This is a genomic window from Bacillota bacterium, assembly GCA_018818595.1.
GTDB lineage: Bacteria > Bacillota_I > Bacilli_A > Izemoplasmatales > Hujiaoplasmataceae > JAHIRM01.
Genome location: JAHIRM010000008.1, coordinates 106,301 through 128,511, shown reverse-complemented (window position 1 = coordinate 128,511; position 22,211 = coordinate 106,301). Strand labels below are relative to the sequence as shown.

The window sequence follows — 22,211 nt, the reverse complement described above, 5'->3', positions numbered from 1 at the left end:
TTTGGTAGTTGGACAGAACTTCCAGAAGTAACAAGTATCTATGAAGATGATTCTGTTAAATTAGATATCACTAAAACTGGATCACCTGAATTCTGGGGAATCCAAGTGAAATACAAAGGCGGAGAAATCGTTAACGGGCAAGATTATATTTTAAATATTACCATTAATGCTGAAGTCGCAAGAAAAGTATCTATTCAAGTGAAAGATAATGCTTTTGGTGGAGCAGTGACTGAATTTATAGTAGACTTAGTCGCAGGCGATAACGTATTAGCATTACCATTTACAGCTGACAATGCATCATTTGGTCTACAAATCAATATGGGAACATTTGACACACTTGATGAAGGATTAATCGAAGATGGATTATTTATCTTTTCTGATTTCTCTTTAGAGAGACCAATTTAATTAATTTACAATGGTTCATAATAATAGGTGTGAGTTGACTCACACCTATTTTCTTTTTTTGTTCTATTGATTATTAAAATAGAATCTGTTATAATAATAAATCACATAGTAAAGCGCTTTCTAAAATAGCGAAAAGATAGAAGAAGGGTGATTATATGTTTTTAACCATTTTTGATAATTTCCTAGACACGGGTCCAGGAGTTTTGGAAATATTACTTCGTATGGGATTAACTGCATTATTTGTTGGAATCATTGGAATTGAAAGACAAATGAGACACAAAACAGCAGGAGTTACAACCCATTTGATGGTTGCATTTGGAGCTTGTGGAATTGCGATTTTACAAGACAGTCTTTATCAAGAAGCATTAGGTATGGCGGTTGATCTTGCAGCTCAAGGAGTTGCAGTCAATTTAGAAAGACAAAGAATTATTGCTCAAGTTGTTACTGGTGTTGGTTTTTTAGGTGCTGGTACAATTCTTAAAACAGGCAATGGAATTTATGGATTAACTACTGCCGCAACTTTATGGCTAGCATCTATGATTGGTCTTTGCTTTGGAATGGGCGGATATACCATCGGAATCATCTTAAGTCTATTTTCACTCGTTTTCTTGACTGGATTTAGAAAATTACTTGGGTTGACTGCGTTGAAGCACGTCAAGAGTCCGGATATTTTGGGTTCTGAAATTGTAGAACAATAAAGAAATCCGAAAGGATTTCTTTTTTTTGATGAAAAGCGCAACATTTTTAGGATAATGTATGAAAGATTATTAAAGAAAAACATTCATATTTTTTGCATAATAAGCCAAAATAATGTACAATAGAGTTGTTGATTTGGAGGGATACTATGGCGATTTTAGAAATTAAAGATTTATATGTTTCAGTAGAAAACAATTTAATTTTGCAAGGAGTTAATCTCATTGTAAAGGGTGGAGAAACTCACGCAATAATGGGCCCAAACGGAACTGGAAAATCTACCTTAGCACAAATAGTAATGGGACATCCTAAATATAAGATTGAATCAGGAGATATCCTTCTTGATGGAAAAAGTCTAAAAGAAATGACCGTTGATCAAAGAAGTAGAGCTGGTCTGTTTTTAGCCATGCAAAACCCCGTGGAAGTACCTGGTGTTACGAATTTTGATTTTGTAAAAACTGCAGTACAAACAAGACTTCCAAAAGATAAACATTTAAGAATTGGTAAATTCATTCTCGAATTTGAAGATTCTGCGAAAGAATTAAAAATGGGTTCAGGGTTATCACATCGTTTTTTAAATCAAGGGTTTAGTGGTGGAGAAAAAAAACGAAACGAAATCTTGCAAATGAAACTTTTGAAACCTTCGATTGCTTTTCTAGATGAAATTGATTCAGGTCTTGATGTGGATGCTTTAAGAATTGTTGGAGAAAATGTCACTAAATTAAAATCAAAAGATTTGGGTATGGTATTAATTACACATTATCAAAGATTATTAGATTACATTATTCCAGATTTTGTTCACATCATGATAAAAGGAAATATTGTTAAAACAGGTGGAAAAGAACTAATCCAAAAAATTGATGCTTTTGGATATGATTGGCTTAAGGACGAATTAGGAATTGATGAATTAGAAGAAACTCCAAAGCAATATTCACTTGGAACTTGTGCAACAAAGAGTTTAAAGTAGGTTTATGCTTATGAAATTACCTCTTTATATATTGGACAAGCCAAATTTGATTCTTTTACACGAACAGGATTTTATCAATCAGTCAAAAGTGAAAGCAAAAATTCAAAAAAATCAAACACTTTTAACTTTTTCAAAGACTCTTGATGAAGAAATAAATCTTGTGGTTGGAGATGAATTAAAAGATAAATCAATCAAGTTGCATTTTTTAGACAATGTTCATCAAACGATTGTCATAATGATTCATCTTTCAAAGAAAAATTCAATCACACTTGATTTTGTTTTAGAAAAGAATTCACAAGTTGATGTTTTATATTTAATTACAAATACACGTAACAACAAAGCATTCCTAAAAAGAACATTCACCCTTTATGATTCTTCAAAATTATATGTAAAAACAGGGCTATTATATAATGGAACGTTCAACTTAACAGATTCCATATATTTAAAAGAAAATGAATCACTTCTAGATTATGAAATGTTAAATCTAGGATCAGGAAAAGACCATTTTACAGTCAAGCAACAAGTAATACATCAACACGAAAGAACAAGTTCAAAGATTACGAATTTATTAGTTTCAAGTGATGAAGCCACTCTTGATTATGATGTGTCAGGTACCATTAATAAAGGAATGAAAAATTCCGTATGTAAACAACAAAATAGGGGTTTAATATTAGGCGAATTTGGATCAATCAAAGTAGAACCAAAATTAAACATTGATGAATATGACGTTCAAGCTAGTCATGGAGCCGCTATTGGACAGATAAATGAAGATGAAATGTTTTATTTATTAAGTCGAGGTCTTTCTGAAAATGAAGCAAAGAAGTTAATCATTTCCGGATATACATCCCCGTTTTTATCTTTGTTAAAAGAAGGAATACATAAACAAACAGTTTCGAAAAGAATTTCAAAGAAAATAAAAGGAGTTGTCACTTAATGGAAAAGAATCTGTGGCGCGAAGATTTTCCTCAAATTCGTGAAGATGTCGTTTATTTAGATACAGCAGCTATGAGTTTGAAGCCTCAATCAGTTATTGATGAAATCAATCATTACTATAGTTCTTTAAGTGTAAATATCCACAGAGGGCTGTATCAAGAAAGTTATGAAGCTACAAAACTTTACGAAGAAGCTAGGGCAAGAATTGCAAAATTTATCAATGCGTCCATCGATGAAATTATTTTCACAAGAGGCGCAACTTCAGCTTTAAATCTAGTCGCAAATTCTTATGGACTTTCAAATCTTACTTCAAAAGATGAAATTATAACTTCAGAGTTAGAACACCATTCTTCGCTTCTTCCTTGGCAAGTAGTATCTCAAAAAACGAAAGCTTCACTTAAATACATTGAACTTTCAACAGAAGGAAGAATTACAGTTGAAAACTTTAAGAAAGTATTGAATAAAAACACAAAAGTAGTAGCTCTAACTTTCGTTTCGAATGTCATGGGGTATGTTACCCCTATGAAAGAAATTATCGAACTTGCACACAAAGTTGGTGCAATAGTAGTTGTGGACGCGGCTCAAGCGATTCAACACATGAAAATTGATGTCATAGATCTAGATCCTGACTTTCTTGCTTTTTCAGGTCATAAAATGTTAGGACCAACTGGAATCGGAGTATTATATGGGAAAAAGACTTTACTAAATGCAATGGAACCTTGTGAATTTGGTGGGGATATGAATGATCAAGTATCAAAAGACTTTTCAGAGTGGAAAGATTCTCCCTATCGATTTGAAGCTGGGACCATGCCAGTTGCATCCGCAATCGGCATGACAAAAGCCGTTGATTATTTAGAAAATATAGGATTAGATAAAATTGACGATTACATCAAAAGACTTTATCGATATACTTATGCTCAATTAAAGAAAATACCAGAAATTGAAATTTATAACCCAAACGCTGATATGGGAATTATTGCGTTTAATATCAAAAATGTTCCATCACATGATGCCGTTTCCTACTATGCAGAGAATCATATTTCTATCAGGTCCGGGCATCACTGTGCACAACTTGTCACTAAATGGTTAAATATTGCGGCTTGTTTACGCGCCTCTTTCTATTTATATAATACGTTTAAAGAAGCAGATAAATTTATTCAAACTACAAAAGAGGCTGTTGTTTTCTTTCATAAAATCGGATTTTAGGAGTGGTATTTTGGCAAACTTAGAGAATTTATATCGTGAAGTAATTATGGAACATTATAAAAACCCTAGAAATAAAGGGCTATTAATCGATGAAACTTATAAACAAATTCACATAAAAAACCCTAGTTGTGGGGATGATATCACAATTCAAACTAAAGTCGAACAAGGAATTGTAACAGATTGTAGACACGATGGTACTGGGTGCAGTATTTGTTGCTCTTCCGCATCAGTACTTTCAGAAACCATGATTGGAAAAACCATTGAAGAAGCAAAAAAAGTTGCAAATACGTATTTAAACATGATTACAAATGAAACATATGACACAACCGTTGACTTAGAAGAAGCAGAAGTTTACAAAGGGGTTCGATTATTTCCCGCAAGAATCAAATGTGCATCCATCTCATGGAAAGCATTTTTAGAGACAATTGACATAAAGTAGGTGAGCCGTATGGAAGATAAAAAACCAGATATAGAAGGAATTGTTACAGATTATAAATTTGGATTTCATACAGATGCAAAATCTGTTTTTCAAACTAAAAAAGGTGTTTCAAAAGAAGTAGTATCTCAAATCTCTCATTTGAAAAATGAACCTGAATGGATGTTAAAGATTAGACTGAAAGCCTATGAGGCATTTGTTTCCATGAAAAATCCTTCTTGGGGACCAGATCTTTCAAAGATTGATTTTAATGATATCATTTATTATATTAAATCATCTGAAAGAGTAGAAAGCGATTGGGAAAATGTACCTGCTTCTATCAAAGATACCTTTAATGTTTTAGGAATTCCCGAAGCAGAGCAAAAATATCTATCTGGAGTTACTACTCAATTTGAATCAGAAGCAGTTTATCATAGTACGATTCAAGAATTACAAGATTTAGGAGTCATCTTTCTTGATACGGATTCTGCCTTAAAAGCGTACCCAGAAATTATCAAGAATTACTTTGGAAAAGCCGTAAGTTATATTGATAATAAATACGCAGCACTAAATACCGCTGTTTGGAGTGGCGGATCATTTATTTTTGTTCCAAAAGGCGTTAAAGTCGAAAAACCACTTCAATCCTATTTTCGAATTAATACCGAAAAAATGGGTCAATTTGAACGAACGCTTATTATTGTTGAAGATGGAGCATCCCTAAACTATGTTGAAGGATGTACGGCTCCAATTTATTCAAACGACTCTTTGCACGCAGCTGTTGTAGAAATATTTGTTCAAGAAAATGCATATTGTCGATATTCTACGGTTCAAAACTGGTCTAATAATATTATTAATCTTGTGACTAAAAGAGCGATTGTTGAGTCACACGGACATATGGAGTGGATTGATGGAAACATTGGTTCAGGCCTGAACATGAAGTATCCTGGATGTATTCTAAAAGGAGATTATTCCAAAGGAACGACGATTTCAATTGCTTTTGCAGGAAAAGGTCAAATTCAAGATACTGGAGCAAAAATGATTCACTTAGGAAACTATACATCAAGTAAAATCATTTCGAAATCAATTGCTACAAAAGGTGGTAAAGTGAACTACAGAGGGCTTGTAAGTCAAGGAGCTCACGCTATTGGAGCAAAAAGTAAAGTTGAATGTGATACCATTTTAGTTGATAGAGCCTCCTCTTCAGATACTCTTCCTACAAATATCGTTAAAAATTTCAAAGGTCAAATTGAACATGAAGCAACTGTTTCGAAAGTAAGTGACGAACAACTATTTTACTTAATGAGTAGAGGGCTTACAGAAGAAGAAGCAACTGAAATGATTGTAATGGGATTTATTGAACCTTTCGCAAGAGAACTACCAATGGAATATGCAGTTGAATTAAATCAGTTAATCAAATTAGAAATGACAGGTTCAATTGGATAATATTAAAAAACACTAGATATCTAGTGTTTTTTTAATGAAAATAGTTGCATTTTATTGATAAATTATGATATATTTTCATAATCGCTATTTGATTTTTTTGTAAATTATGATAAAATAATCAAAAAGGTGGTGTTGTATGATGAAACTGGTAATGGCAATTGTATCGAATGAAGATGCAAGTAAAGTCATTAAAACGTTGATTAAAGAAAACTTCTTTGTCACAAAACTTGCGACTACAGGTGGTTTCTTGATGAGTGGAAATACAACAATGATCATCGGTGTTCAAGATGAACTTCTTGATAAATGTATTCAAGTAATTAGTGAAACCTCAAGAAGGAGAACAAAATTAGTTCCAAATGCTATTTCAAGTGAATTTGGAATATTCTCATCTACTCCTGTCGAAGTACAAGTTGGAGGCGCAACGATTTTTGTGTTAGATGTTAATCAATTCATAAAAGCATAACTTTATTTGCTATATTTCATAAAACCAATGATATGAATCATTGGTTTTTTTATGCTTAAAATTAGAAAAAAAACTTCACAAAAAATAATCATATGATATAATATATGTATACGGTTACACAAAGGAGCGAGAGCGTGAATAAGACAAAAACAAATTTCCATGATGACGGTTCTTATACCATTCAAAATATAGATGATTACAGTTATCTATATTTCCCTCTCTTTAATTATTTTGGAATGAAATCAGCGATTACGCCAACGTTACATGGCGATTTTAAGATTGACCAAAATCATTTTGGAATGATTCCGGTTTCTCAAGACGATTTAAAGAATCCTTTGAATGCTCGAAATATCTTTTTTCGAGTAGATAATCAACTTTGGAATATTACGGGCTTAACTCCAAATCAAAAAATGGAAAAAGATATTGTGACCCTCGAGAACGGGTTACTATATCAAACGATTGAACGAGAAAATTCAAAATTTAAAGTTAAAGTTACTAGTTTTGTGCCTACCATCAACAAGTGGATGGAACTTCACAAGATTACGTTCGAAAATATAAGTCAAAAATCGTTAAAAGTCAAAACAGTCATGGGGACTCCAATCTATGGTAGAAGTGCAGACAATCTAAGAGATCATCGACAAGTCACATCCCTTTTAAACCGAATACAAATCAATCAAAACGGAATCATTAATCATCCGAGTCTTTCATTTGATGAGAGAGGACATCAAGAAAACGGAATGGCATATGGCGTTTTCGCTATGTCTTCGAAACACAAAGAGGTTTCAAAATACTGGCCAATTCTTCAAGAATTTATTGGAGAAGGTGCGGATTTATTTTATCCAGATGTTCCTATGAAAAATTTAGATAATCACTATAAAATCGGCGATATTTTATCAGGCTATGAAGCGATTGGAGGATTAGAATTTTCAGAAATTACTCTTTCTCCCAATGAAAAACTGGATTTTTTGTTGTATTTTGAAATGGAAAAAAATCTTGATACATTTGCTCAAAATCAAGAGGAATATTTTACATTTGCAAGGTTTGACAGTTTATTAGAACAAAACAAACTATTTTGGCAAAATGATTTAAAAACATCTGACTTTCATATTGGTTCTCAAGCAATGTCTTGTTGGTTAAGACAAGTTGGACTTCAACCGCTCGCAAGGAGAATTTATGGAAACTCTTATTTACCTCATCATGATTATGGAAGAGGAGGAAGAGGGTGGCGTGATTTATGGCAAGATTCATTAGAACTAATTTTAAAAAACCCTACAGATGTTAGAGAAAACATTATTAGTTATTTAAAAGGTGTTCGAATTGATGGAACAAACGCTACAATCATTGGTTCTAACAAAGGAGAATTCTTAGCAGACAGAAATCATATAGTTAGAGTGTGGTCTGATCATGGAGCTTGGCCATTTATGACCACGAATCTGTATATTCAACGCACAGGGGATTTAGATCTCCTGTTTGAGAAGGAAGGATATTTTAAAGACAAATTTTCTTTTTATACCAGACAAGTTGACACTGATTATCAGGAAGCAGATGGACATGACTTGTTAACACGTAAAAACATTCCCTATAAAGGAACCGTGCTTGAACATATATTAATCGAAAATCTTACAGCTTTTTTTAACGTAGGAAAACACGGAAATATCCGAATCGAAGATGGGGATTGGAACGATGGATTCGATATGGCGAGCAAAAACGGAGAAACCGTTGCGTTCACCTTTCTATATACAGGAAATTTAACTAAAATAATTGTTATTTTAGATAAATTACGAGAAAAAGGAATTCAAAAAATAGAATTACTAGAAGAAATTTTGCTTTTGTTAGATACAATAGATTCACCAATTTCATATGACAATCCGATAGAAAAACAAAAACGATTGTTTCAATATTTTAGTCTGATTAAAAACAAAGTTTCTGGAACAACTGTATTAGTTGACATAGATAAATTGATTTTAGATTTAGAAAAAAAATATTTGTTTATGAAACAACATTTAAATGAGAATGAATGGCTATCTTCTCCCAATAAAGAGACAGGATTTTACAATGGCTATTACAACAATAATGGAGTACGAGTTGAGTCAGCCAATCCAGAAAACATTAGAATGACCTTAACAGGGCAAGTATTTCCTTTAATGGCAAAAGTAGCTTCAACCAATCAAATTACAAAAATCATTGAATCTACAAAGAAATATTTATTTGATTCAAAAATTAATTCGTATCATTTAAATACAGATTTTGGGGAAAATAAAATGGATTTAGGTCGATTTATGGGATTTGCCTATGGTCATAAAGAAAATGGTGCATTTTTTTCTCATATGACGTTAATGTATGCGTATTCTCTGCTCGAAAACGGATTTGTTTTTGAAGGAAATAAAGTTATAGAAGATATATACCTTTACTCAATCGATATTCAAAAGTCAAAAATATTGCCAGGAATCCCAGAATATTTTGATCCTCTTGGTAGAGGAATGTATCATTATCTCACTGGATCCGCTTCGTGGGTTATTTTATCTATTGTGGAGCAAGTATATGGAATTGATGGTTGTTTTGGTGATTTTGTTATCAAACCAAAATTATTAAAACATCATTTCCGAGAAGGCATTGCGTCTTTAAATGTCGTTTTTCATTCAAAATTGCTTCATATAAGCTTTTTAAATCCATCCCAACTCGAATATGGAACGTATCAGATTGAAAAAGTCTTAATAAATGATAAACTATATGTGTGCCATAATAATCGTTTTGTTCTAACGGAATCAATGATTGAAAAAGATGGAACGATTAAAATTGTATTGGAGGGAAAAAAATGAAGAAGTATATCTTAGATTGGTCAGATGAATTTGACGTTGATGGATTACCAGACCCCACAAAATGGAGTTTCGATACAGGCAGTAAAAAATGGGGGAATGGTGAGCCTCAATATTACACTGATGGAAAAAATTCAACTATTAAGAATTCAATTTTAAATATTGAAGGACGAGTTGAGCCTTTTGAAGATTCTCCCTACACTTCTGCAAGACTTACGACATATCAAAAGAAACATTTTATGTACGGCCGTATTGAGGTGAAAGCCAAAGTTCCGACTGCGAAGGGTTCGTGGCCTGCAATTTGGCTGCTTCCAATTGACTTTAAAGAGAAAAAAAGTTCATGGCCTAGATGTGGTGAAATTGATATTATGGAGCATGTTTCTCATTTATTTGATAACATTCACGTAAGCTTACACACCGAACTTTTTAATCATGTTCAAAGAACTCAACGAACTCATTTTGAATATTTAGAAGGAATCACTTCTGATTTTCAAGTGTATGCAATGGATTGGACAAAAGACTATATTGAATTTTTTATAAATGAAAAACTATTCGCACATTATGACAAAATAGAAGAAGGATATGATACTTCTGAACTTGGATGGCCTTTTGATAAACCTTATTACTTGATTCTAAATCAAGCAATTGGCGGTACCTGGGGCGGAGATGTTAATGTTAAAGATTACCCATCTCCATTTTTAATTGATTATGTCAGATACTATAAAATAATTGAAGAATAAGGTTGGAAACAACCTTTTTTTTCTCTTAACATCTTTGTTGAATTTTAAAAGTAGACGTAGTATAATAGTGTATGTAAACAGTTACATAGCTAAAGGAGAATGCACATATGATTAAAGTAATAGCTACGGCAAAGGATACTGCTTATCGCCTTAGTGAAGTTGATACTCTTTTTAATAAAAGCCAAAATTCGAAAATAAAAATTCAAGTAAACCCACTCATAAAATATCAAGAAATCATTGGCTTCGGTGGTGCTTTTACTGAATCTGCTTGTTATAATCTTTTTCGAGTTAATGATAAAGTAAGAGAAAAAGCCTTGAAGCTATATTTTGATCCAGAAGAAGGCATTGGGTATACAATAGGGCGAGTTTCCATTCATGGATGTGATTTCTCTTTAAGTAGTTATACCTACATAGAAGAAGGAGATTCTGACTTAAAAACGTTTGATATTTCTCGGGATTTTAAATATGTGATTCCTACGATTAAGCAAGCGGAACAAATAGCAAAACAAAAGATTAATCTTTTAGCGTCACCTTGGACGCCTCCTGCTTTTATGAAAGACAATCATTCCCCCATTAAAGGAGGGCATCTTTTAAAAGAGTTTGCTCCTGCTTGGGCAAATTATTTTGTTAAATTTATTGAAGCATATCGAAAAGCCAATTTATCTATTTGGGGAGTCACCATTCAAAATGAACCTGCAGCGGTTCAAAGATGGGATTCTTGCATATATTCAGCAATCGAAGAAAGGGATTTTTTAAAATACCATCTTGGACCTACTATGAAAAATTCAAGTGCAAAAGATGTAAAAATTCTTGTTTGGGACCATAATAGAGATGTTATTGTTGAAAGAGTAAAACCAATCTATGAAGACAAAGAAGCAAGTCAATATGTATGGGGAACTGGATTTCATTGGTACGTAAGTGATGCATTTGAAAATGTAGGTAAAGTTCATGACCTCTACCCCGATAAAGGGCTATTATTTACAGAGGGTTGCGTTGAAATGGGTGTACACTTTAAAGACTGGGAAACAGGCGAAAAATATGCAACCAATATGTTTGGAGATCTTTCTAATTGGTGTCAAGGATATATTGATTGGAATCTATTTTTAGATAATTTAGGTGGACCTAATCATGTAAATAACGTATGTGACAGTCCAATCATTATTGATATTTATCCTGAAAATTTAATCTTAGAATCATCCTATTATTATATAGGTCAAATTTCAAAATATGTTTTACCTAAAGCATTTCGAATCAATACTACTTTAACAAACAACGCTTCTCTTGAAGTGATTGGCTTTGAGAATCCAAACAAAGATATCGTTTTGATTGTACTTAATAAAACCGATGAAGAAGAAACGTTTGAAGTAGAATTAAATAATCTCTCAAAAGGATTCAAATCTTTACCTCATTCAATTATGACATTAATCTATTCCTAAAGGGCCAAAAAAAATGGAAAAAATAAAAGCTGTAAATCTCGGTGGATGGTTTGTCCTTGAAAAATGGATGAAACCAGAAATGTTTGAAGAATATAATATACCAAAAAGATGTGAAACTTCTTTTGTTTGTAATCATCCTTTTGCCAAAAAAGCTTTGGAAAAACACTGGGAATCTTGGATTACAATTGAAGATATTTTTTGGTTAAAAAATGCAGGAATTAATCTAGTAAGAATTCCGGTTCCATGGTGGCTCTTTCCAGAAGATTTTGTTTTTCCATATCCCTATCATACGCCTATTAAATACTTGGATAAAGCGATGGATTTTATTCATGAAGCAGGAATGAAAGTGATGATAGATTTACATACGGCTCCTGGAAGTCAAAATGGATTTGATAATGGTGGAATTGATGGAGAAAGAACATGGCAAGATGACTTAAATAATATCGAAGTGACAACTCAAGTTCTTGAAAAAATTGCTCTTCGTTATAAAGATCATCCTGCACTTCATTCCATTCAATTTTTAAATGAACCTCATCGAGCAATTGATATTGATTTAATTAAGAATTTTTATTTAGATAGTTATAAGCGTTTAAGAAAAATCTTAAGTCCTAACATCGGACTTGTTTTTCACGATGCATTTCGCTTTTCTGAATGGAACGATTTTTTCTTAGATAATCATTTTGAAAATGTATATTTTGACACACATATTTATCAGTGTTTTGATGAATACTTTGATCGAATTGATACAACAACATTTCTCAATCATCCGTTTTTTGTTCAAACGAAATTAGAAAAAATGGAAAAAATAGTACCAGTAATCATTGGAGAGTGGAGTCTTGGAGCAAGAAGAATGGAATTTGATGGTCCAAGAGAAATGTTTGAAACTTCCTACTCGACCAACCAATTAAAAGCTTATGAGAGTGTTACTGGTTGGGTTTTTTGGTCATATAAAATTTCAGATTTCAACAGCGGATGGAATTTCAGAGCATTAGTTGAAAGGGGAATTATTCAATTGTGAAGAAATTTTTAGTAGTTTTTACACTATTATTTTTTGGCTTTTCTGTTTTTGCTTGCGAAGAAAGAACTTCTATTGAAACAACAACATCACTTACAACCGTATCTGAAACAGATATTTCTACTTCAACAGAAACAATTTCTTCAACCGAAACCATTGATTTTTCTTCCATTGAAGTTAAGGCTTATTCTTCCAATAACCTTTTAGAGTTATCTGATATTTCAGATTCGATATCTTCTTGGGATTCTGAAAATAGTGCTCCCGCTTCCATTTCGGTTGATGATTTAATCAGTTATCAAACTTATTATGGAGCCGGTGCTGCTTTGACTTATTCAAGTGCCTATGTTATTAGTGAATCACCAGACCGAAATGAAATCATCCATTATTTATTTAGCGAAGAAGGACTTCATCTTCAATTGATAAGATTAACGATTGGCGCAAGTGATTTTGTGGCAAGTGAAATGGGGCATTATACCTATGATGATACTCCTTCCAATGTTGAAGATTTAACATTAGATTATTTTTCAATTGAAAATGATCGAATCATCATTGATCTTTTACAAGAAGCTCTAGCAATAAATCCAGATATCGTCTTTATTGCCGCTCCTTGGAGCGCTCCTGCTTGGATGAAAAACAATAAAAGTTTATATGGAGGAACTTTAAGAACAGATTATTTTAATGCATACGCAAACTATCTTGTAAAATATATTATTACAATGCAAGAAGAAGGAATTGATATTCATTACCTTTCTATCCAAAACGAACCATATTATGCAGCAGTTGATTATCCTGGTATGACTTGGACAATTGATACAACTAAAATATTTATTCGTGATTTTTTAGGCCCAAAATTAGTTGAAAATGAATTGCAAACCAAATTAATGATTTGGGATCACAATCCAGAGGATAATTCAGGGAATTTAATTGATTTTCCTGTACGAGTATTGCTAAATGATGCAACGGCTTCTTTTATAGATGCAATTGGAGTTCATTGTTATACAGGCGATGAACAAGATATGAAAGATTATCTTACCTATTTAAGTACAAATAACCCCGAAGTAGAAGTGTTTATGACAGAATGTACTGCGACAACGACTTATCAAAATAGAGAAAATAATATTGAATGGTCTATAAGAAGAATGTATACTTCGGCCTATAATTTAGGAGCAGTAGGAACAACTTACTGGAATTTGGCTTTAGATCCAGAAGGATTAACCCACTTAGGTGGATGCGATACATGTACTGGATTAATAAGCGTTCCTTTAAATCAGGAGTCAGGATATACTCTTGAGGCAGACGGATATGTGAGTGCCCATTTTTCGAAAGATATTCTATCAGGAGCTAAAAGAATTTTGACTTCGTCGAATAATTCTTCTCTTTTAGTTTCAGGCTTTGTTGATGAAAACAAAAAAATTACTTTAGTAGTATTTAATGATGGGCCTCAAAAAACGACTTCCATTGTTTGGCAAAATAATACTTTTTTAATTGTACTTCCAAGCAATAGCTTAACTACTATTACTTGGACAAAACCAAGCTAGAATGAGAGGACTATGATGAAAAAAAGTGTAGTGATCATTGTACTATTATTATTTTTATTTATAGTGGGATGTCAAAAGAGTTTGACTTCCACTTCAACCACTGTTTCAATCACATCTTCTGAAACATTATCTACGACAACTTCAATTACTGAATCAACTACGACCTCTTTTTTGACAAACATAGCAGAAGTAAACTATGAAGGATCTTATTGCGATGATTTAGAAGTAGATTATGCTTTTATTGATGATTTACTTGAAAGTCTTGATTTAGATGAAAAAGTCGGTCAAATGTTACAAGCTGAAAAAAATGGAGCTTCCTCTCTTGATGCAAAAACCTACAATTTAGGATCTGTATTAAGCGGAGGAGGATCCTCTCCGGATACAAATGATGCATATCACTGGTATTTAATGTATAAAGGATATCAAACCGCAATGAGAACGTCTTCTTCACAAATTCCCATCATGTATGGAGTGGACGCAGTTCATGGACATAATAATGTCTATGGCGCAACTATTTTTCCTCATAATATAGGTCTTGGAGCTGCAAATGATCCAGATTTAATGGAAAAAATTGGAATCATAACCGCAAGAGAAGTACGAGTAACAGGAATCAATTATACCTTTGCTCCAGCGGTTAGTATTGTTCAAGATATTTCATGGGGAAGAAGTTATGAATCTTTTGGTGAAAAGTATGAATTGGTGTCTAATTTAGCTGAACCTTATATTAACGGACTTCAATCTTATTGTGTTGCCTCAACAGCAAAACATTTTTTAGCAGATGGCGCAACAGACGATGGTCAGGATCAAGGAGACGCTACTTTAACCCAAGAACAAATAAGAGATATTCACTTACAACCCTATTATGCAGCAATCAATGCAGGTGTTTACACCATAATGGTTTCTTACAGCTCAATTAATGGAGAAAAAATGCACCAAAGTAAATACTGGATTCAAGAAGTACTAAAAGACGAAATGAACTTTGAAGGATTTGTTATTTCTGATTACAACGCTATTCATCAATTGCCAGGAGAGTATTATGACAAACTCGTTTCTTCTATCAATGCAGGAATTGATATGTTAATGGAACCTTATGATTGGAAAAGCGCCATTGAAACTATTTTATTAGCTGTGGCTAATGGAGATATTTTAGAAGAAAGAATTAACGATGCGGTTAGAAGAATCTTAATTGTTAAATACAAAATGGGTTTATTTGAAGAAGAATTTTACGACGAAACAACTGGTGATTTTTATAGATTAACCTACGATGGTAATTTTTATACCACCGAAAATAAAGAAGTAGCAAGAGAAGCCGTAAGAAAATCACTTGTTTTACTTAAAAATGATAATAATGCACTTCCTTTATCAAAAGATCAAGATGTAGCAGTAATAGGTGAGGGAGCAGACAATATTGGAATTCAATCAGGAGGCTGGACCATTTCTTGGCAAGGAGATGACGCCTCAAGGTTGACTAAAGGAACCACAATTCTTTCGGGAATGAGGCAAGCGGTTTCAGGTACAAGCGGATCTGTTTATGATAATACAGAAGATGCAGATACTGTTGTAGTTGTTTTATCAGAAAATCCATACGCTGAATTTAGCGGAGATAACGATACTTTAACGCTTACAGGGCCAACTGCTTGTAGTCAAAATGCAGCTTTGTTAGATGAAGCATTGCAAGCTAAAAGCCAAGGAAAAACTGTTATTGCTTTGTTAATAACCGGACGCCCTTTAATTATCAATAACTATTTACCGTTTTTTGATGCTGTTGTTGCTTGTTGGCTTCCTGGGTCAGAAGCGGGGCTTGGCATAGCAGATGTATTATATGGAGACTATGATTTTTCTGGTAAATTACCCGTCACTTGGCCAAAAACATTGTCGGGTGTTGGTATGAATAGCAATTCATTAAATTATGATCCAACCGTCGTCGAATTTGCTTTTGGATTTGGACTTTCATACAAAGAAGAATAGTGATTAGTAATGTAAGATTGAGATAGACTTTATTGGCATAATCATTTTACATTTGAAGTAAAATAAATCATCAATATTTTATGAGGAAGACGAGAAAAACCTCGCGAACGAGTATTGAAAAGAATTGATAAAGGAAGGTTTTTATTCATTCAAAAAAAGTTAGAATGACTGAAAATGATTATGATTAAATAATGAAACTTAATCACAAAAAGACTATCGATGAAAAAAATATGTAACCAATTACATAAAAAGTGTTGAAAACGCTTTACTGATATGATAAAATAATTCGTGTATAATAAAAATATAGGAGGAAAATAATGAAAAAGTTTTTAATGGTTTTTGTAGTATCGGCTTTTTTGTTGGTTTTAGTTGGTTGTGGAGAAGTTACGACCACTACAACCACTACTCAAACTACATCTGAAGAAACTACTACTGAATTAACAAATATTGAATCTGACACAGGACTTGATAAAAACGTTGTCGGAGAAATAGATATCGTTTTATGGAGTGGGTCTGGTCAACAATATTATGATTTAGGACATCAAACTTATGATGCAATTGATTTGCCTGCTCAAAATGATGCGGCAGCATATGCGGTTGCCAAAGCATTTAATGAAATTTATCCAAACATTGTTATTAACGGATATTTTAAAACAGGAGGCCCAGATAATTGGAGCCAAACCTTAGAAACTTATAAAGATGACGAAGGACGTTTTCCAGCAGTTTGGGCGTCCATGGGATTATACAGCGACCTTGAAAAAGGAATCGTTGCCGATCTTACTCGTTTTGAAGATGATCCTTTATATGAAGCTTTAAATCCAAGTGCAATGGAAATGATGAATTATTACGGATTCCAAGCTGGACTTCCACAATATATTCTTCCTTGGGGAGTTTACGTGAATAAATCACTTGCGGATACGAACGGAATAGAAATGCCAAGTTATGATTGGGATATCGATGAATATACCGATTTTGCTTCACATTATTCACTTGAACCAGATTCTATTTATTTTGGAGCAATGGATACTCCGCTTTCCTTTATTTCAACAGGAACAACTACAATGTATGCCTCTCTTGCAAGCTACACTTCTGGAGATACATTTATTAATATGAACTCTGGAGAAGTCAGAGATATGATAGGCTACATTCACGAATGGGTAGACGGTACTCTTTGGGGACGATATGATCAAGAAATGTTAATTACTCCTGATGGATCTGGTCCAGTCGCAACTTATATTGCTGGAACCGGTTGGTGGGATTATGATATCTTTAGAACTGGTGGTCTTTTAACGTTTGATGGTCAACCATGGATGATGGGTGACTGTGCTGAAACCGATCCTGATTGGTGGGCAGTATGTAATATCAATGATTGGGATATTTATCCAAGACCTGCAACAGAATATCAAGATACAACAATAGGAATCGTTTTAGATCCTATGGCTGTTTATAATTATTGTTTAGAAGGGGCAACGATTGAGTGTACTCCAGAAGAAGAATTAAAGATTCAAATTGCTTACACATTTGCTATATTCTGGGCTGCAGATAGCCGTTCTTTCGAAGCAAGAGCTAATCAATTATTTTATGATGAAACTTCAGATGCGTATTCTTCAGCATTAAACGACTCTCTTCCAATTGTTACTGGAGCAATGTTTGATGATCAAATGGCTTATTGGTATACACCAACAAAACACATTCGATTTGGCGCAACCAATGACGATGGAGATTATTTAATGCCAGGATTCCAAGAAGTATTAAGATTATATCTTGAAGGACAGTTCTGGGATATCTCAGATAAAGCCTTCCCTTGGAACTATTCTTTTGAAGGATCAAGTCGAGCTATTTTATACGAATGGTTACACTACTATTTGGCAGAGGTAAATGGAGATAAAACAAAATTTGATACAGACTTTACATCTACCATTCAATCCTTACTTCCTACATGGAATGACCTAGCAAATCAGCGCTTGGTTACAGCGTTTGATGATATTAAGATTGCACTTCAAACTTATTATGGGTATTCTTCATCCGATTTCGAATAAATCAAAAAAAAGGTGTGTGTAAACACACCTTTTATTTTTTTAAAACTGTTTATTAATATAGACACTATTTTATGATTTATGATATAATTAAATCGTATGTTACGGTTTACATACGTGAAAATAAAATAAAATTAGTGCTTTTGGAGGAACTCATATGAAGTTAAAAAAATTCATAAAACCTATCATCATTATTTTACTAATTGTCATTGCATTTGTTTTTGTTTTTGACAATCCTTTTTTGCAATCTGATTATGATAGTTGGAATGAAGAAATCACAGATACAATGTATGAAGATGCTTTAAATGTTATTAAAGGATCTTCCGATTACATAACAAGATATTCATATATTAGTTTTCTCGAAGAGTTTCAAATTCAATATGGACTTGAAGATTATGATGCAACTTTGTTAGGAGCAGCTGCTACTTCAAATTTTGATTATCAAGGGAACAAAGCAATCGACCTTGAAGAAGCCAATATTGTTAATTATCAAGTTTCAATTGATCAAGCCGGTTTGTATTATATTTACGTTGATTATTACGTCAAAGAATCTGTTTTGAATAATCTGACTATTTCCGTTAAAATAAATGACGAAATTGAGTTCGATGATGCACAAATCGTTGATGTGCCACTGATATGGGAAGATGAGTCAAAAGAATTTTCACTTGATACCTACGGAGATGAATCCTTACCAAATCAACTAAGAGTTTTAGAGTGGAAAACACTCCCACTTTATAATAATACGTATACGACCACTGAACCACTGCTTTTTTATTTTGAAGAAGGGAATAATACCATTACTTTTGAAAATGTAATATCAGGAGCCGTTCTTTTTGGAGATTTACAAGTTGTAAGTCCAAAAGTAGTTCCATCTTATGAAGCTTATAGTACTTTATATGTTTCTGAAAATCATCCCGAAACAATTTTAAACATCGATGCGACAGAATATGTAGACAAAAACTCATCTTATGTCAGATTATATTCCTTCCAATCTCCATCTGTTTCTCCTTTTGATTCTATTGATAAAAAATTAAATGTAATCAACGGAGCAGCTTGGTATCGCTCAGGCCAAGAAGTAACCTACTCTTTTACAGTCAGCGAAACAGGGCTATACCACTTAAATTTACATTACTTAAATGATAAAGATGAATTTAGTGTTTTTCGTTCCATTTACATTGATGGAGAAATTCCGTTTGATGCGTTTGAATCTTATGAATTTAAAGTGACCGGTCAAAACACTTGGGCAAATGAAGTTCTTGGAACGGACGAAACCCCATTTGATATTTACTTAGAAGAAGGAGTTCATCAAATCGCTTTTAGAGTTGAAACCGATTCTCTTTCAGAAGAATTAAGAAATATTCAATTGTTAGTGGACCACATCAATGCTTTTGCCCTGAATATTCTTAAAATTACAGGAGTGAATATTGATGCAGACCGCAAATGGCAATTTACAAATTATATCCCTGAAACTGAAAGCTATCTAAGGGCGTATGAAACCATCATTAAACGAGCAGTCGTCACTTTAAGCAAGTATTCAAACCAATCTGATTTATCAGCTACATTAGCTTATTTGAAAACGGCGGTAAGTGCTCTTGAAGTCATAGTAGAAGAGCCTGACAAAATTCCACTTTATTTGGATTCTCTTTACAGTGGAACCGGATCTGTTACACAAATGCTTGGAGATTCGTTAACAATGATTTCAAAACAACCTCTTTATCTTGATGGATTTACCATTTATAACGATAATGAATTAGATTCTCCTAATGCGAATTTTATTCAAAAATTAGGAAGTGGTATTCGTACGTTTACCGCATCATTTACCGAAAAAAAATACATTACTGAAAACAATCCAGAAGCTGTAAATATTTGGGTGAGTCGCTCGCTCATTTATGTCGATTTAATGCAAAAAATGGCAGATAAAGCTTTTTCAGGTACTGACATTCAAATTAAAATATCTATTATGCCTGATGCAAATAAATTAATTTTAGCAAATGCTGCAAATCAAACTCCTGACGTTGCTTTAGGACTACCATCTTATATGCCTTTTGATTTAGCCATTCGTGGTGCGCTTCAAGATTTATCAGAATTTTCTGATTTTTGGGAAGTAGCAAGCGAATTTAGTCCAGGTGCATTTATTCCATATGTGCTAGAAGACAAAGTATATGCTATTCCAGAAACACTAGAATTTCATGCTTTAGCGTATCGAATTGATACGATGAATGCTTTAGGGTTATCAATTCCTAGTACTTGGGAAGATGTAATCGATATGCTTCCAACTTTACAACGATATGGAATGAATTTTTTCTATCCAACAAGTGGAGGAACCAGTTTAAAATGGTTTTACCAAACATCAGCTTTGATTTATCAAAGCGGAGGTTCTATTTACAATGAAGATGGATTATCCACTTCAATAAATTCTGAGCAGTCATACAACGGATTAAAATTATTATCGGATTTGTATACGACATATAGTTTGCCTTCTTATGTTGCTAGCTTTTATAATTCTTTTAGATACAATACGCTTCCTATTGGAATTATCGATTTTAATACGTATTTAACTCTTAAGAATGCAGCACCAGAATTAACAGGTCAATGGGCACTAGCTCTCTACCCTGGAATTGAAGATGAAAACGGCGATGTTCAAAGATGGTATATCGCCAATGGAACAAGTGCAATTATGTTTAAGAATGAAGATACTCAAAAACTGTCAGACAGTTGGGAATTCATGAAGTGGTGGTTATCTACAGAAACACAAACTGAGTTTGCATTTGCACTTCAATCAACTTATGGGCCAGAATATGTATGGTTATCTGGAAACATTGAAGCTGTTGCAAATTCACCAATTGATTCTGCAGATAAAGCAGTTATCTTAGAACAAGTTACTTGGCTTGTGGATGTTCCAAGAACGCCAGGACAATACATGTTAGAACGCGGATTGTCCGATATTTGGAATACCGTTACGTTTGATGGAACCTCCATTCGAGTTGCCATCGATGATCAAGTATTAAAAATAAATCGAGAGATTACAAAAAAAATGGTGGAATTTGGGTATATCGATTCGAATGGAAACATACTAGTCCCTTATACCATTCGTGATACCGCTTGGATTCTAGAACAAATAGAAAACTATTTTGCAGAAGGCGGTGAATGATATGAGTGAACGGGTTGTTAAAAACGGAACTCCTTTGAGAAAAATTAGGCGTTTTTATGAAAACAAAGTGAAACCATCCGTTAATAAAATCGATAAAGATAAAGCATCTACTGTATTGCTTTTAGCTCCTTATATTTTGTTATTTACTCTTTTTATTATCATCCCAGTCCTTGTAGCATTTTTCTTATCGTTTACTTATTTTAATGTAATCGAAATGCCAAGCATTGCTGGAATGTCTGGACTTTATAATTATGTAATGATTTTAACGCAAGATGAAGTATTTCTTCGCTATGTACTTCCAAACACGTTAAAATATGCCATAATTACCGGACCTGGAGGATATTTGCTATCGTTTATCATGGCTTGGATGCTATCACAAATTCAAGCAACTCCAAGAAAAATTTTAGCGTTAGCATTGTATACCCCTTCTATGTTAGGTGGCGTTTTTATTGGTGTCATCTTTCGAACGTTGTTTAGTGGAGATAAATCTGGGTACATCAATTCCATTTTACTGAATATCGGTGTTATTAATACCCCTCTTGATTTTTTACAATCCGGAAATTATTTAATGAACATTATGATATTTGTAACACTTTGGTCTTCGATGGGTATCGGATTTTTATCGATGCTTGCAGGTATTTTAAATGTAAATAAAGAAATGTATGAAGCCGCTTATATCGATGGAATTAAAAATAGGTTACAAGAAATTTTTTACATTACCATTCCTTCTATGAAACCTCAAATGCTCTTTGGAGCAGTCATGGCTATCGTGGGGGCATTTAATGCTGGAGGAATTGGTGTTGCACTTTCAGGATCCAATCCGACACCACAATATGCAGGACAATTAATCGTAAACCATATTGATGATTATGGTTTTCTTCGGTATGAAATGGGATATGCCGCAGCGTTGTCCGTTATTTTATTAATCATTATTTTGCTCTTTTCACGAGTTGCATATTCGTTATTTGGGGAAAGGGATTAGGTGA

At 33.3% G+C, this 22,211-nt stretch carries 17 protein-coding genes; all 17 read left to right on the top strand.

Annotated features, from left to right (window positions below; all coding sequences use genetic code 11):
* The coding region (locus tag KJ971_02370) for a hypothetical protein (GenBank protein ID MBU1144689.1) at positions 1-405 on the top strand (405 nt) is incomplete at its 5' end.
* Positions 406-560: 155 nt separating this feature from the next.
* The gene (locus KJ971_02365) at positions 561-1,103 is read left to right on the top strand and encodes an MgtC/SapB family protein (protein MBU1144688.1); all 543 of its coding nucleotides are present in this window, start codon (positions 561-563) and stop codon (positions 1,101-1,103) included.
* Positions 1,104-1,249: 146 nt separating this feature from the next.
* Positions 1,250-2,065 (top strand): Fe-S cluster assembly ATPase SufC, encoded by an 816-nt coding sequence (sufC, locus tag KJ971_02360; GenBank protein MBU1144687.1) that lies wholly within the window; start codon positions 1,250-1,252, stop codon positions 2,063-2,065.
* A 10-nt stretch (positions 2,066-2,075) separates the two neighbouring features.
* Positions 2,076-2,999, top strand: a complete 924-nt coding sequence (locus KJ971_02355) for a SufD family Fe-S cluster assembly protein (GenBank protein MBU1144686.1) — start codon at positions 2,076-2,078, stop codon at positions 2,997-2,999.
* Positions 2,999-4,204, top strand: a complete 1,206-nt coding sequence (locus KJ971_02350) for a SufS family cysteine desulfurase (protein MBU1144685.1) — start codon at positions 2,999-3,001, stop codon at positions 4,202-4,204. The genes KJ971_02355 and KJ971_02350 overlap by 1 nt, the downstream gene beginning before the upstream one ends.
* Before the next feature lie 46 nt (positions 4,205-4,250).
* Positions 4,251-4,643 (top strand): SUF system NifU family Fe-S cluster assembly protein, encoded by a 393-nt coding sequence (locus tag KJ971_02345; GenBank protein ID MBU1144684.1) that lies wholly within the window; start codon positions 4,251-4,253, stop codon positions 4,641-4,643.
* A 9-nt stretch (positions 4,644-4,652) separates the two neighbouring features.
* Positions 4,653-6,062 carry a Fe-S cluster assembly protein SufB gene (gene sufB / locus KJ971_02340; protein MBU1144683.1) on the top strand — a complete coding sequence of 470 codons (1,410 nt, stop codon included), beginning with the start codon at positions 4,653-4,655 and terminating at the stop codon, positions 6,060-6,062.
* A 139-nt stretch (positions 6,063-6,201) separates the two neighbouring features.
* Positions 6,202-6,525: a cyclic-di-AMP receptor gene (locus KJ971_02335; GenBank protein ID MBU1144682.1), complete on the top strand. Its 324-nt coding sequence runs from the start codon at positions 6,202-6,204 to the stop codon at positions 6,523-6,525.
* Positions 6,526-6,659: 134 nt separating this feature from the next.
* The gene (locus tag KJ971_02330) at positions 6,660-9,344 is read left to right on the top strand and encodes a cellobiose phosphorylase (GenBank protein ID MBU1144681.1); all 2,685 of its coding nucleotides are present in this window, start codon (positions 6,660-6,662) and stop codon (positions 9,342-9,344) included.
* Positions 9,341-10,081 (top strand): glycoside hydrolase family 16 protein, encoded by a 741-nt coding sequence (locus KJ971_02325; protein ID MBU1144680.1) that lies wholly within the window; start codon positions 9,341-9,343, stop codon positions 10,079-10,081. Before KJ971_02330 ends, KJ971_02325 begins: the two co-directional genes overlap by 4 nt.
* A 107-nt stretch (positions 10,082-10,188) precedes the next feature.
* Positions 10,189-11,517 (top strand): glucosylceramidase, encoded by a 1,329-nt coding sequence (locus KJ971_02320; protein MBU1144679.1) that lies wholly within the window; start codon positions 10,189-10,191, stop codon positions 11,515-11,517.
* 13 nt (positions 11,518-11,530) lie between these two features.
* On the top strand, positions 11,531-12,535 hold the full coding sequence (locus KJ971_02315; GenBank protein ID MBU1144678.1) for a cellulase family glycosylhydrolase: 1,005 nt from the start codon (positions 11,531-11,533) through the stop codon (positions 12,533-12,535).
* Positions 12,532-14,070, top strand: coding sequence for a hypothetical protein (locus KJ971_02310; protein ID MBU1144677.1), 1,539 nt, complete (start codon positions 12,532-12,534; stop codon positions 14,068-14,070). The genes KJ971_02315 and KJ971_02310 overlap by 4 nt, the downstream gene beginning before the upstream one ends.
* Before the next feature lie 15 nt (positions 14,071-14,085).
* Complete coding sequence (locus KJ971_02305; GenBank protein MBU1144676.1) at positions 14,086-16,038, top strand: glycoside hydrolase family 3 protein; 1,953 nt, start codon at positions 14,086-14,088, stop codon at positions 16,036-16,038.
* Between the two features lie 317 nt (positions 16,039-16,355).
* Complete coding sequence (locus KJ971_02300) at positions 16,356-18,077, top strand: hypothetical protein (GenBank protein MBU1144675.1); 1,722 nt, start codon at positions 16,356-16,358, stop codon at positions 18,075-18,077.
* A gap of 154 nt (positions 18,078-18,231) precedes the next feature.
* Entirely contained in the window at positions 18,232-21,225 is a 2,994-nt protein-coding gene (locus tag KJ971_02295) for an extracellular solute-binding protein (GenBank protein ID MBU1144674.1), read from the top strand.
* Between the two features lies 1 nt (position 21,226).
* Positions 21,227-22,207, top strand: a complete 981-nt coding sequence (locus KJ971_02290; protein MBU1144673.1) for a sugar ABC transporter permease — start codon at positions 21,227-21,229, stop codon at positions 22,205-22,207.
* The last annotated feature ends 4 nt before the right edge of the window (positions 22,208-22,211 follow it).